Source organism: Anaerosacchariphilus polymeriproducens (assembly GCF_003363435.1).
GTDB lineage: Bacteria > Bacillota > Clostridia > Lachnospirales > Lachnospiraceae > Anaerosacchariphilus > Anaerosacchariphilus polymeriproducens.
The window spans coordinates 30,891-44,393 of record NZ_QRCT01000012.1; the positions used below are offsets into that span (position 1 = coordinate 30,891).

Annotated in this window: 16 protein-coding genes and 1 tRNA gene; 13 read left to right on the top strand and 4 right to left on the bottom strand. The window is 33.5% G+C overall.

Features of this window, described 5'->3' with window-relative positions:
* Positions 1-20: 20 nt before the first annotated feature.
* Positions 21-653: an orotate phosphoribosyltransferase gene (locus DWV06_RS02910; protein WP_115480676.1), complete on the bottom strand. Its 633-nt coding sequence runs from the start codon at positions 651-653 to the stop codon at positions 21-23.
* Between the two features lie 202 nt (positions 654-855).
* Here DWV06_RS02910 and DWV06_RS02915 point away from each other — a divergent pair.
* Positions 856-929 (top strand) — tRNA-Met (locus DWV06_RS02915).
* 585 nt (positions 930-1,514) lie between these two features.
* On the opposite strand, the gene DWV06_RS02920 is transcribed toward DWV06_RS02915, so the two are convergent.
* Positions 1,515-3,119 (bottom strand): Ig-like domain-containing protein, encoded by a 1,605-nt coding sequence (locus DWV06_RS02920; RefSeq protein WP_162300554.1) that lies wholly within the window; start codon positions 3,117-3,119, stop codon positions 1,515-1,517.
* Between the two features lie 280 nt (positions 3,120-3,399).
* Between DWV06_RS02920 and srtB the strand changes: the two genes are divergently transcribed.
* The 10 genes from srtB to DWV06_RS02970 all read left to right on the top strand — a co-directional run bounded on the left by srtB (position 3,400) and on the right by DWV06_RS02970 (position 11,147).
* Entirely contained in the window at positions 3,400-4,197 is a 798-nt protein-coding gene (gene srtB, locus DWV06_RS02925; protein WP_162300555.1) for a class B sortase, read from the top strand.
* A 24-nt stretch (positions 4,198-4,221) separates the two neighbouring features.
* Positions 4,222-4,941, top strand: coding sequence for an NAD-dependent protein deacylase (locus DWV06_RS02930; protein ID WP_115480679.1), 720 nt, complete (start codon positions 4,222-4,224; stop codon positions 4,939-4,941).
* A 21-nt stretch (positions 4,942-4,962) separates the two neighbouring features.
* Positions 4,963-5,151 (top strand): DUF951 domain-containing protein, encoded by a 189-nt coding sequence (locus DWV06_RS02935; RefSeq protein WP_115480680.1) that lies wholly within the window; start codon positions 4,963-4,965, stop codon positions 5,149-5,151.
* 97 nt (positions 5,152-5,248) lie between these two features.
* Positions 5,249-5,536, top strand: a complete 288-nt coding sequence (rpsF, locus tag DWV06_RS02940; RefSeq protein ID WP_115480681.1) for a 30S ribosomal protein S6 — start codon at positions 5,249-5,251, stop codon at positions 5,534-5,536.
* 22 nt (positions 5,537-5,558) lie between these two features.
* Positions 5,559-5,993, top strand: coding sequence for a single-stranded DNA-binding protein (locus tag DWV06_RS02945; RefSeq protein ID WP_115480682.1), 435 nt, complete (start codon positions 5,559-5,561; stop codon positions 5,991-5,993).
* A 27-nt stretch (positions 5,994-6,020) separates the two neighbouring features.
* Positions 6,021-6,281, top strand: coding sequence for a 30S ribosomal protein S18 (gene rpsR / locus DWV06_RS02950; protein WP_115480683.1), 261 nt, complete (start codon positions 6,021-6,023; stop codon positions 6,279-6,281).
* Positions 6,282-6,573: 292 nt separating this feature from the next.
* Positions 6,574-8,613, top strand: a complete 2,040-nt coding sequence (locus tag DWV06_RS02955) for a DHH family phosphoesterase (RefSeq protein WP_115480978.1) — start codon at positions 6,574-6,576, stop codon at positions 8,611-8,613.
* On the top strand, positions 8,610-9,056 hold the full coding sequence (gene rplI / locus DWV06_RS02960) for a 50S ribosomal protein L9 (RefSeq protein ID WP_115480684.1): 447 nt from the start codon (positions 8,610-8,612) through the stop codon (positions 9,054-9,056). Before DWV06_RS02955 ends, rplI begins: the two co-directional genes overlap by 4 nt.
* An 11-nt stretch (positions 9,057-9,067) precedes the next feature.
* A complete protein-coding gene (dnaB, locus tag DWV06_RS02965; protein WP_115480685.1) occupies positions 9,068-10,396 on the top strand; it encodes a replicative DNA helicase in 1,329 nt (442 codons plus the stop codon).
* Between the two features lie 151 nt (positions 10,397-10,547).
* On the top strand, positions 10,548-11,147 hold the full coding sequence (locus DWV06_RS02970; protein WP_115480686.1) for a MerR family transcriptional regulator: 600 nt from the start codon (positions 10,548-10,550) through the stop codon (positions 11,145-11,147).
* A gap of 58 nt (positions 11,148-11,205) precedes the next feature.
* Here the strand turns inward: DWV06_RS02970 and DWV06_RS02975 are convergent, their stop codons facing one another.
* A complete protein-coding gene (locus tag DWV06_RS02975; RefSeq protein ID WP_115480687.1) occupies positions 11,206-11,376 on the bottom strand; it encodes a DUF362 domain-containing protein in 171 nt (56 codons plus the stop codon).
* A 276-nt stretch (positions 11,377-11,652) separates the two neighbouring features.
* Here DWV06_RS02975 and DWV06_RS02980 point away from each other — a divergent pair, with 276 nt between their 5' ends.
* Positions 11,653-11,859, top strand: a complete 207-nt coding sequence (locus DWV06_RS02980; RefSeq protein ID WP_115480688.1) for a DUF1858 domain-containing protein — start codon at positions 11,653-11,655, stop codon at positions 11,857-11,859.
* Positions 11,860-11,962: 103 nt separating this feature from the next.
* On the opposite strand, the gene DWV06_RS02985 is transcribed toward DWV06_RS02980, so the two are convergent.
* Positions 11,963-12,763 (bottom strand): adaptor protein MecA, encoded by an 801-nt coding sequence (locus tag DWV06_RS02985; RefSeq protein WP_115480689.1) that lies wholly within the window; start codon positions 12,761-12,763, stop codon positions 11,963-11,965.
* Positions 12,764-13,242: 479 nt separating this feature from the next.
* On the opposite strand from DWV06_RS02985, the gene DWV06_RS02990 reads away from it, so the two are divergent.
* Positions 13,243-13,458, top strand: a complete 216-nt coding sequence (locus DWV06_RS02990; protein ID WP_115480690.1) for a hypothetical protein — start codon at positions 13,243-13,245, stop codon at positions 13,456-13,458.
* The last annotated feature ends 45 nt before the right edge of the window (positions 13,459-13,503 follow it).

A 13,503-nucleotide genomic window follows, 5' to 3' on the forward strand; every position in this document is an offset into this window, starting at 1 on the left:
CAGCTTTTGTATATCTCATATTAAAATTTAGAACCGCTAAAGTTAATAATGCCGTCTAACGGAATTTTTTTCTTGCAGTAAGGACACTCATGATAAAAGTAAGTTTGATAATCAGGTATATCATTTAAATTAAAAAGACTATTGATAGAGATATTATTTATGGAATCAATAGCACTGAAAATGGCAGAGATTCCCATAACTTTTCCACCATGATAATCGATATATTCAAAAACTCTTCTAATGGTAGTGCCGGTGGTAGTAGTAGCTGTCAAAAGTAATATATTGTGGTTTTTAATTTGTGGCAGTAAAGTTTCATCAAAGATTGTCTGTCCATTAGAATTAAATTTTGGTGAGATTATAAATAATTCTTTTTGAGGGTCAATGGAAATCTTTTCAATTAACTCTTGGGCAAGATAAGTTCCGATAATCTCACAATAATCGATGCATACAATCGTTTGGATGTCGGTATCTATGCTGTAAGCTTCAGACATAGCTTTTGCAGCAGCTTTTGCGCCGACTGAACTTGTTTTTAAATAGGATAAATCAATGAAATAGTTTACGTGTGAGTTAGCGGTTGCAAAATGTCCAGGGGTAACATTTAATTCAAGTTTCTGTTTTCCCTTAGAATATATTTTCATCACCCGATTGCTCATAACCATTCCCCCTTTTATTTAAAAATTTAAATTACAACGTGTAGCTTTATTATAATATAAAACGAATAAAAATGTAATAAAAATCTGACTATTTTAGTGAGAAATTAAAAAATGGAAAATATTTCATCAAATAAGTAGAAAAGAAGTTCGAAAGAAATTTGACAAACCTAAGTAAGAGGCTTATAATAAAAGTAACAATTGACGCGGGGTGGAGCAGTCTGGAAGCTCGTCGGGCTCATAACCCGAAGGTCATAGGTTCAAATCCTGTCCCCGCTATTATGAAACCATTTTCATCAGAGATGAAATATCTTTGTTTGGAGATGGTTTTTCAGTTTTGGTTTTTATTAGTTTGATTTATTAGAAAGCAGAACTTACAGATAGATTTAAAATGTATTCCACAACGCTTGTCGTTAAAAAAGTGAATATGCTGTTGTTCAACAAAAAGCCTTTTGTTATAATAAGAACGTGCTAGCATTACGGTAGGCGGTTTGGTCCTCATCCAGAGGGCGCAAGTCCTCTGCTTCTATACATACTTCAAAAGAAGATGCTATTAAGGAGGAATTGCTATGGTGACATTTACGGATTTATTTCAATATACTATTGTGTTAGTCGCGATAGTAGGCATGACTTATAAATTGACCAAAAGAAAATAACCGCCCCCCTACCAAGGTTACGGTTATTTCAAATAATAATCTAAAAAGGGCTAGACCGTTTACTGATAGCACCTTTTTATTGTATTGTTTATCGAACTCAAGTAAATATCCTACAATTTAAGATGAATTATTATCTTTAAATATATATTATTCTTATCGTATATCTTTGTCAAGTATAATTTCTATACTATGTTCTTATGAACCAAATCTAAAACAACTTATTATCCGAAGTAATAATATCCACACCTGCAGTCTTTACAACTCTATAGGCGTCAGCATAAGAATTCACAGTATAAACGATAGATTTACGCCCATTTGCATGTAAGGTTGATACAAAAGAAGGATTTACATATCGATAATCACAGTTCAATTCAATTCGGTTTTCTATACAATATTTTACTGTGCTATCAACCGGGTTTTTAATTAAATATTGAAGAGAAACCGTATCACCACCTAATTGTTTCAGTGTACGTATGGTAGTAAGATTATTTGCTTTAAAGGAAATAATATTAACCCGATCCATCATATGATAGCTGTTAAGTAATTCTAATAAATGCGTTAATGATTCTTTACTTAAAGATTGTTTTATTTCTATGACAGGTCGTATATATGGATATTGAGCAAAGATATCTAATGCTTGTTTCAAAGCAGGAATCTTCTGATTCGGATAGGAAGAAACATTATTAGCATTAACTATTGTATAACTGGTCGCCTGCTCCAGAGTCAAATCAGTAACATTAACAGAAACGCCACATCTAGCCAGTAACGAGTTATTATGTGTTACTACAAATTCATGATCAATTGTTTCCCATATGTCAAGTTCAACGCCCCAGAAGTTGCTTTGACATGCTAACTGAAAAGCAGCAAGTGAATTTTCAGGTGCCATAGCGCTATAACCTCTGTGGGCGACTAGTTTGGTAGTGCTTGCATTCAAACAATCTACAATAATTTTAATCGTTGTGGATTTGTTGGATCCATCTGTAGAGAATGCTGTAATAAAAGTAACACCTGAATTTACTGCAGTTACAACACCTAAATTGTTTACTATAGCGACAGTAGGGTTACTGGAAGACCAGTTTAAAGTGGTTTTTGATGCAGTTTTGGGAAGAATAGAGGCGTTTAATGATAGCGTTGCACCTTTTTGTACCAGGGTATTTCCTGATGGCGAATATAAACAAACAGAAGAAACAGGAGTGAATACTTTGACTTTACATGTCTGCTTTTTATTTGTACCATCCGTTGAGCATACCGTTATTTTGGCAGTGCCGTTTCTTTTTGCTTTTACGACTCCGGAAGAAGAGACTTGAACAACAGAAGAATTGCTGGAAGTCCAAGAAAGTTTTTTATTGGATGCTGATGATGGTGAGATGGAAGCTTTGAGTTTATAAGTTGAACCTGCTTTTAAAACTGAAAGCTTTCGAGAATTTAAAAATTTTACAGATTTCACTTTTTTACCTACCGTTACTTTACATTTTATTTTTAGATTAGAGCCGTCTGTAGTTCGGGCTGAAATAGTGGATGTTCCTTTTTTTCTGCCGGTAACTACCCCATTTTTTGCAACAGAAACAACAGAGGGTCTGCTTGAAGTCCAAATGAGTTTCATATTCGCTGCATTGGAAGGCTTACGGGTGACTCTAAGCTTTTTAGATTCTTTTTTTGATACCGTAACCGTTTTACCGACTGTTTTAAATTTCAGTGATTTGATTTTCTTTATCTTCGCAGCTTCTACTTTATTGCTAGGATTACCGGTATAAAGTATTAGAAAGCAGAAAGATAATAAAATAAAAAATAGGTAGTTTTTCCTTTTTTTCATACTTATACACTCCATTCTTATTAGTTATTCATAACATTTATACGTAGATAAATAAAACGTAGTGTTAAATTCAGTTTAAATATAAATGTCCGCCCAAAGAGATTATGAAATAAAACCCATGAAATGTCAAATATTGGTGAAAATTGCAAACAACGGTTTTACTTGCCATAATTTAAAGAAATGATATAATGAAAAAAGAATTTATTAATGTTCACACTTCAGCTAACGTGAGGTGTTTTTTACATTAAGTACGCACAGTTTATTTAGGGGAGGGATAAGTGTGAAGAATCAAGACCGAGAAAAGAATAGAGAAATTTGCAGAGAAAGAATACGCAAACTAATTTTAGTAATAGCTTTGGCAGTTTTTTTAATCTCTGCTTACAAATTATATTCCATTTTTTCTGAATATCAGAAAGCAGTGGATGAATATGACAACTTACGTGATGAAGTAGTTATGGAACAGACTTCTGATGTTGAAGACAGAAAAGACAGGCAGACAGATACCTATAAAAAAATAGTGGATTTTGATAAGTTAAAAAAGATGAATGACAATATAAAAGGGTGGATTGAGTTTGAATTGATTCCAATTAGTTACCCAATAATGCAGGGCACTGATAACGACTATTATCTGCATCATACATACAGAAACACAGAAAATACATCCGGAAGCATTTTCTTGGATTATCAAAATAAAGAGTTATTCAAAGCTCAAAATACTTTTATTTATGGTCATAATATGAAAAATGGTACGATGTTCGGGAAATTGAAACAGTATGAACGGAAAGAGTTTTATGACAAAAATCAATATATTTGGATCTATACTCCAACAGCAAATTATCGATATCGCATTTTTTCCTGCTATATTGTTCGGTCAGATGGTGACAGTTATCAAACAGATTATAAGGATAAGAAAGAATATGAAAATTATCTTAAGATGATTCAAAATTACAGTAGTTATGATACTGGAATAAATTTGAGTACGGATGATTCCATAATTTCATTATCCACTTGTACCGCAAATCCGGATAACCGGTTTTTGGTACACGCAGTCAGAGTAGAAACTTATGAAGAAAAATAAGTAATTCGAAAGGAATGAGTGTTTATGGAGCAAATAAGATGTTTACAGGAAATCATTACAAACAGTGATAATATCGTTTTTTTTGGAGGTGCAGGTGTATCGACAGAAAGCGGACTTCCTGATTTTAGAAGTGTTGACGGTCTATATCATCAGGAATATGATGAACCTCCGGAAACAATTTTAAGTCATACTTATTTTATGAGAAAACCAGAAGAATTTTATCGGTTTTATAAGAAAAAAATGTTATATTTAGATGCAAAACCGAATGCAGCTCATCTAAAATTGGCTGAAATGGAGCGTTCCGGGAAATTAAAAGCGGTAATCACGCAGAATATAGACGGACTTCACCAACTGGCTGGAAGTCAGGAGGTATTGGAGCTGCATGGCTCTGTGCATAGAAACTATTGTCTAAAATGTCGTAAACAATATAATGCAGAGGATATTATTAATTTTCAGGGGGTTCCTGTCTGCAGTTGCGGAGGAATAATTAAACCTGATGTTGTATTATATGAGGAAGGTCTGAATGAAGAAACATTAAAAAGAGCAATCTACTATCTTCAGAAAGCAGACGCTGTTATTATTGGGGGAACTTCATTGGCGGTATATCCGGCAGCAGGTCTTATTCAATATTATAGTGGGAATAAACTTATATTAATCAACAAATCGACAACACCAATGGATCATGAAGCAGATTTATTAGTGCAAGGTAATATAGGAGAAATTTTAAAGCAGATTAGAATATAAAAAGAAGGAGTAAGAAGTCTAATGGAATATAATGTTGGTGATATTGTTACATTGAAAAAACCACATCCGTGTAAAAGTTATGATTGGGAAATTATGAGGGTAGGTGCAGACTTTCGTTTAAAATGTATGGGTTGTGGACATCAGATCATGATTTCAAGGAAATTAGTAGAGAAAAATACGAAAAAAATACGTAAAAAGCTTGATAACTAAGTAAAATTATGGTATCATTTTAACTTGTGATATATTATAATTCCTTGTTCCCTAACTAAGAGTAGGGGGCCAGAGACCAAAAGGAGGTACGATTAGCATGAACAAATATGAATTAGCACTTGTTGTTAATGCAAAGATCGAAGATGAAGCAAGAGTAGCGACCGTAGAAAAAGTGAAAGAATATATTTCTCGTTTCGGTGGTACAGTTACGAATGTTGATGAATGGGGTAAGAAAAGATTAGCTTACGAAATTCAGAAAATGAAAGAAGGTTTTTACTATTTCATTCAATTCGATTCAAATCCTGGTTGTCCAAGCGAAGTTGAAAAAAATATTCGTATTATGGAAAATGTAATCAGATATTTATGCATCAGACAAGAAGCATAGAGATAAGAAAAGAGGAGATCCGATGAATAAAGTAATTCTGATGGGACGTTTAACACGTGATCCGGAAGTAAGATATTCTCAAGGTGATAATGCAATGGCTATTGCAAGGTATACACTTGCTGTAGATAGACGGTTTAAAAGAGATGGAGATGCAACCGCTGATTTTATTGGATGTGTAGCATTTGGTAAACAAGGTGAGTTTGCAGAGAAATATTTTCGTCAAGGCACAAAGATTGCTGTAACAGGACGAATTCAGACGGGCAGTTACACCAACAAAGATGGTCAGAAAGTATATACGACCGATGTTGTTGTTGAAGAACAAGAATTTGCTGAAAGCAAAGCAGCTGCCAGTGAAGGCGGATACCAGCAGGCATCCAGACCCGCTCCTAGTGAAGCGGCAGGAGATGGCTTTATGAATATTCCAGATGGAATTGACGAAGAATTACCATTTAACTAAGAAAAATTAGGATTAGGAGGTAACATCATGGCATATAATAGAAATGATAGAGGTGATTCTCCAATGAAAAGAAGAGGCGGACGTAGAAGAAAAAAAGTTTGCGTTTTCTGTGGAAAAGATAGTTCTATTGAATATAAAGATGTAAATAAATTAAAAAGATATGTATCAGAAAGAGGGAAAATTCTTCCTAGAAGAATCACAGGTAACTGTGCGAAACATCAAAGAGCTCTTACTGTTGCAATTAAAAGAGCAAGACATATTGCTTTAATGCCATACGTAATGGATTAAATTTAATATTTATTGAATTATTTACCGTCATACCAGTGTTCTGGCATGGCGGTTTGTTATTATACTCAAAAATGCTCTTTAATCACTGTAAAATAAGTTTTGAATTTATATAAAAATTTGCGAGGGAGTACAAAAAATGATATTATATAAATAATTAGACAATGCTATTTAGAGGAGATATGAATGAAGGAACTAATCAATCGCAGAAAAACCTTTTCTATACTACATAAAAATGGTATAATATAATTGTTTGCGTATAATGATTTACTAATCCAAGGGGAAATTACAAGTGATGAATAAAAAAATCAAGTTAAAAGGTCAGTTAAAAGTATATATGCGTTGGCCATTGTTGCTGACAGCTTTATTAATTGCAATGAACATTTGGATTTATGCTATTGATATAAATGCAGGAATTCTTATGTCTCTTTTTGTTGTAATCTATGTGTTAGTTGTATTATTATTATATATTCAAAATAAGCCGACGATAATGAACGAACTTATTAACTTTGCAACACAATATGGTCAGGTACAAAAGCAATTATTGGCTGATTTGGACATTCCGTATGCTCTTTTAGATAACAAAGGAAAATTTTTATGGATGAACCATAGCTTTGCTAAAACAGTTAAAAAAGAAAAAAATTATTATAAATCTATTACAGCAATTTTTCCGAGCATTACTCAAGATGTATTGAAAAAAGAAGAACCAGTTCATTTTAAGTTCGGAGACAATTACTATCGTTTAAATATTACAAAGATTGCTGTTGATTTTGTGACTCAGAATACGGATTTGATAGAAACAGATATGAATGAAGATTATATAACAGCTGTGTATCTTTTCGATGAAACAGAACTTAACCATTGTATAAAAGAAAATCAAGATCAGAAGTTAGTTACGGCGCTTGTTTATCTGGATAATTATGAAGAAGCTTTAGAATCGGTTGAAGAAGTGAGACGTTCTTTATTAATAGCTTTAATTGAACGTAAAATAAGTAAATATTTTGTTAGTGTAGACGGACTTGTACGTAAAATCGAAAAAGATAAATTTTTTGTGGTTATTAAACAAAAGTATTTAGATACATTAGAAAAAGATAAATTTAGTATTTTGGAAGAAGTAAAAACGGTCAATATTGGAAACGAGATGGCGGTTACTTTAAGTATTGGAGTAGGTGTAAGCGGTGGAACTTATATCCAGAATTATGAATACTCTCGAATGGCAATTGATTTAGCATTAGGCAGAGGCGGGGACCAAGTCGTTATTAAGAATAATGAAAATATTTCATATTATGGAGGTAAGTCAAAACAGGTAGAGAAGAGCACTCGCGTAAAAGCAAGAGTAAAAGCCCATGCACTTCGTGAAATCATGGGAACAAAAGATAAAATTGTAGTTATGGGACATAGTATTGGAGATGTGGATTCCTTTGGAGCTTCCATTGGAGTTTATAGAGCAGCCGAAGAACTCGATAAAAAAGCATATATTGTGATCAACGAAGTAACCACTTCGGTGAGACCTTTGATGAATTGTTTTATTAATAATAAAGACTATAATGAGGAAATGTTTATCAACAGTAATGAGGCGATGGATATTGTAGATAACAATACCGTAGTAGTTGTGGTTGATGTGAACAGACCTAATTTTACGGAATGTAAAGAAATACTCACAAAATGTAAATCATTAGTTGTATTAGATCATCATAGACAGAGCAGTGAGACGATAGAGAATGCTACATTATCCTATATAGAGCCTTATGCCTCCTCTACTTGCGAAATGGTAGCTGAGGTACTTCAATATTTTTCCGAGAATATGAAACTCAGACAGGTAGAGGCAGATTGTCTTTATGCGGGAATTATGATTGATACGAATAATTTCATGACAAAAACAGGCGTCCGTACATTTGAAGCTGCAGCTTATTTAAGACGAAGTGGTGCGGATGTTACAAGGGTTAGAAAGATGTTCAGAAATGATATTACGGCCTATAAAGCAAGAGCAGAAGCGGTCCGAAGAGCTGAGATCTATAGGGATTCATTTGCTATCAGCATATGTCCAAGTGATGGGATTGAAAGTCCGACAATTGTTGGGGCACAGACAGCCAATGAATTGTTAAATATAATAGGGATACAAGCTTCGATTGTTTTTACCAATTATAATGGAGTTATTTATATTAGCGCAAGGTCAATTGATGAAGTGAATGTTCAATTAATCATGGAACGTATAGGTGGCGGCGGTCATATGACGATAGCAGGAGCACAGCTGTCAGGCTATACAATAGAAGATGCTGTTAACACTGTGAAGGATACGATAGACGACATGATGGAAGAAGGAGAGATAAAATGAAAGTAATTTTAATTGAAGATGTTAAATCTCTTGGTAAAAAAGGAGAATTAGTAAATGTTAATGATGGATATGCCAGAAATATGTTGTTTCCTAAAAAGTTAGCGATAGAGGCAACGTCAAAAAATTTAAATGATTTAAAATTACAAAAAGCAAATGAAGAAAAATTAGCTGCAGAACATTTGGCAGCTGCACAGGAAATCGCAAAAAAAGTTGAAGAAATAACAGTAGTATTATCCATAAAGACCGGAGAAGGTGGAAAGACATTTGGCTCTATTGCATCTAAAGAAATTGCAAAAGCAGTAAAAGATCAATTTAAGATGGATATTGACAAAAAGAAGCTGCAGTTGTCTGACACAATTAAAACATTGGGAATGCACCAAGTAACTGTTAAAATACATCCAAAGGTTTCAGCTGTCTTAAAAGTTAAAGTTATTGAAGAATAGGAGGAACCTATATGGAGGAAAATCTGATAAAACGTATACTACCGCATAGTATAGAGGCGGAGCAAGCGGTGATAGGTTCTATGATTATGGATAGAGAGGCAATTGTTATTGCCTCTGAAATCATTTTTAGAGATGATTTTTATCAGCAGCAGTATGGAGTATTATTCGAATCAATGGTAGAACTTTATAATGAGGGGAAACCGGTAGATTTAATAACGTTACAAAACCGGTTGAAGGAAAAAGATGTGCCTCCGGAAATCAGCAGTCTTGAATATGTTGGAGATTTGGTAACGAATGTGCCTACTTCTGCGAATATAAAGTATTATGCTAATATAGTAAGCGAAAAGGCAATGCTTCGTAGATTAATAAGAACAACGGAAGAGATTGCAAATCGTTGTTATCTGGATAAAGATCAGTTAGAAGTGATTTTGGATCAAACGGAAAAAGATGTATTTCATTTATTACAACGAAGAAGTACTGGAGATTATGTGCCAATTAAAGAAGTAGTTATTAATGCGTTAGAAAAGATTGAAAAGGCGTCAAAAACAAAAGGTACAGTAACCGGAATCCCAACAGGGTTTGTAGATTTGGATTACAAAATGTCCGGGCTGCAGCGTTCAGATTTGATTTTGGTTGCAGCGAGACCATCCATGGGAAAAACTGCGTTTGTATTAAATATTGCTCAGCATGTGGCTTTTCGTGCAAACCAGACTACGGCAATATTCAGCTTGGAAATGTCAAAGGAGCAATTAGTGAATCGTTTGTTTGCTTTAGAATCAAAAGTAGATTCACAATTGCTTCGAACCGGAAATTTAGGAGATTCTGATTGGGAAAAGCTGATTGAAGGAGCAGGTATCATTGGAAGGTCACAATTAATAATTGATGATACACCAGGAATCTCTATATCTGAGTTAAGGTCAAAATGCAGAAAGTATAAACTTGAACATCAATTAGACTTAGTAATCATTGATTATTTGCAGCTAATGTCTGGAAGCGGAAGAAGTGAGTCACGTCAACAGGAGATTTCAGATATTTCCCGTTCGTTAAAAGCATTAGCCAGAGAATTAAGTGTTCCGGTCATAGCGTTATCCCAGTTAAGCCGTGCAGTGGAACAAAGACCGGATCATCGTCCAATGTTGTCAGATTTACGTGAATCTGGAGCTATCGAGCAAGATGCCGATGTAGTTATGTTTCTGTATAGAGATGACTATTATAATAAAGACTCTGAGAATAAAAATATAGCAGAAGTAATAATAGCAAAACAAAGAAATGGTCCTATTGGGACTGTAAATTTAGTATGGTTACCAAATTATACAAAATTTGCAAATATGGAAAAATAGAAACTAAAAGCAGATGCTGTAAGTATGAGTCAGCGCCTGCTTTTTTTTGTCTCAAACCCACGATGACTAATGGTTGAAGCACGTATGCTCTATGATATAATATATACAATGAGAGTTAAATAGATTCCGAAAAAATATAAGGAGGAGCGATATGACAAAGGTACGTTATATGATTTCAGACGCAGCTAAGTTAGTAGATGTTGAAGCTCATGTACTACGTTACTGGGAAGAAGAATTAGAATTGGATATCCTTAGAAATGAAATGGGACACCGTTATTATACAGAAGAAAATATAAGGCAGTTTAAAAAGATAAAAGAATTAAAGGAGCAGGGTTTTCAATTAAAAGCGATAAAAATGCTTATTATAGAAAATGATTTATCAGTTCCGATGGAGAGTAAAAAAATGAAAAATAGCCCTAATGTAACAGCTGCTCAAAGTGACAAAATGAAACAATTTCAAGCTATGATGAATAGCATGATCGCAAAAGCTTTATTAGAGAATAGTGAACAATTGAGTAAAGAAGTTGGACAACATGTAAGCAGTCAGGTAATTAAAGAGATGGATTATTTGTTGAGGCTTCAGGATGAACAGGACGAAAAAAGATTTCAGAAAATTAACGAAGCGTTACATAGTAAAAAAGGTGAACAAGTAAAAAAAGAGGTTAAAAATTCTGTAGATGATGGAAAGAAAAAGAAAAAGTTTGGATTTCTTAGAAAAGAAGGTAAAGTTAAATCTGAGGCTATTTCATAATCAATTAGCCATTTAAAAGAGCTGTTACAAGAAGATGCAACAGCTCTTTATCTTTAAATTATTCAGCAGAAATTGCACCAGTTGGGCAACATCCTGCACATGAACCACAGTCGATGCATGTGTTAGCGTCAATTACATATTGTCCATCGCCGGCAGCAATTGCTCCTACTGGACATTCTCCTTCACATGATCCACAGCTTACGCAAGCGTCAGAAATTACATATGCCATAAATTTATCCTCCTTAAAAAATCTTACTATACGTCTAGCTTATGTAGACTTTATTTTATTTTAATACAAAAGCACTTTTAATACAAGTAAAATATTAGTTTTCGTGCTAATTATTTTCTGAAAAATTGTCAAAAATATAAAAGTAAAAATATTGTATTTAGTGTTATTAGAGTTAAAATAATTGATTTAGAATGTTTGACAAAAACATAAGAGAATGATAATATTTCACTTAGACGTTAGTTATGCGTTTTAATTCAAAAAAAAGGAGGCTATGTCATGGTACAAGTATCTAAAGATATGTTAATTGGAGAAGTTGTAAGAATGAGTCCGGTAATAGCACCGATTCTTATGGAGGCCGGAATGCATTGTTTGGGATGTCCATCTGCTCAAGCAGAATCAATTGAAGATGCAGCAGCAGTTCACGGTATGGATGCAGATGCGTTAGTTGCGAAAATTAATGAAGGTCTTGCAGCAGCTGAATAAATACCTGTTAGGGGTGCACAGCGCTGCCTATCTGCGGGTTGTGCATAAATAAAAGACCTACCGAATGCTATTCGATAGGTCTTGTTTCTGATAATCTAATTTTTCATAACGTTGCAAGTACTTGAAGAGCATTTTCGTTAATTAATACTTCAAGATGTTCTTGGAAAAATGCCTCGGTAGCTTTTGTATATTTTTCTTGTTGTGCATATTCTGATAGAATATTACAAATCTTATTAAACTCTTCTGGAGTGTGTGAATCCTTGTGAAGAACGAGATAATATATTCCTAAATCTCTATTTTTATATAATGTGTTAGTTCCGTCGTAATAAAAATTTAAGACATGAGCCAGTTTATTAACTTCTTCTAAATGGTTAAATGCATATAGTTTCGTCAAGTTAACAGGAACCAGTATATCTTCAGAAGCCTTTTCTTCCTCTGATGTTACAGAAGTTTTGGATAATGCTTCTTCAAGAGGAATAAATTCTTGCTGTTTTTTATCAGTCTCTTTCGCTTTTCGCTTTTTCTCATGGATTTTTTGAAATAATCCAAGTACATCATCCGCACCTTCAAAATTGAGTGAATCCATCATATCCTCTGTAGTATCAGAGTCATCGTTAGAAGGAGCAAACTTGGAAAAACGAGTATCTAATTCTTCTGGATATTCCACTTTCGTAATAATAAGTGTGATACAATCTGAGGACAAAGGTATTGCCTCAATCATTAAAGGAATGTCTTCTGCTTCAAAACCAAATTCAAAAGCGGCTTGCTGCATCATATCGCGAAAAAGTGTTTTTGCTTTTTCAGTACCATAAGCTAATTCGCTAAGTTTTAATTGACGATTGGCTAAATCTTCTCTGGTTAGTGTGCAACGTATTTGATTATCATTGACCTTTTCTATCTTCATATTATCACATCCTTACTTATCAAGAATAATAGAATACATAACTAGTTTACACTAGTTTAGATAATTATAAACAAAATTATATGGAATGTAAAGCAAATCCAATGAAAGTTTTTCTAAAGAATTCATAAAAAATTAAAAAATAAAAAGTCAAAATTTGTTGCAAAAAAGAAATAGGTTGTTTATAATGAGCTTGAAGCTTATGCCAGTGTCTTGCACAAAAGGGGTGAGGCATACATCAAAATTATAATTTTAACTTCTTAATTCAAAACAATGAAAATAATTCTAAAATTCTATATGACGCTTATCTGTCATAATTCCACGCAAATTCCAAATTAAACAAATCAAATAATTGCAGGTACATGTGGTGTGACTTCAAAGAATTTTTATTAAATTCATGAAATATAGAACTAATAATATATCACAACGTATCTCTTTTTATACATGTTCTAGTTTCATGGGAAAGGAGAGTAATGTCAATAATGAAAAAGAACAAAGGTAAAGAACGGCTTCAAATTGAGTTGGAAGCTGTGTCACGCAGAGGAATTACATTATGGCTTGGTGAAGAATTGAGCAACCCTGAAGAAATAGCAGAAGCTCACACAATTGCCGAGCCGGGGGAGTATATGCGTGATTACGTACAAAATAAAGATGGCAAAATTACAAAAATAAGATTTGATAAAATTAAAAATCAGTAGTTGATATTAAAGTATGCCATGATGTATTAAATTGAGAACAGGGAA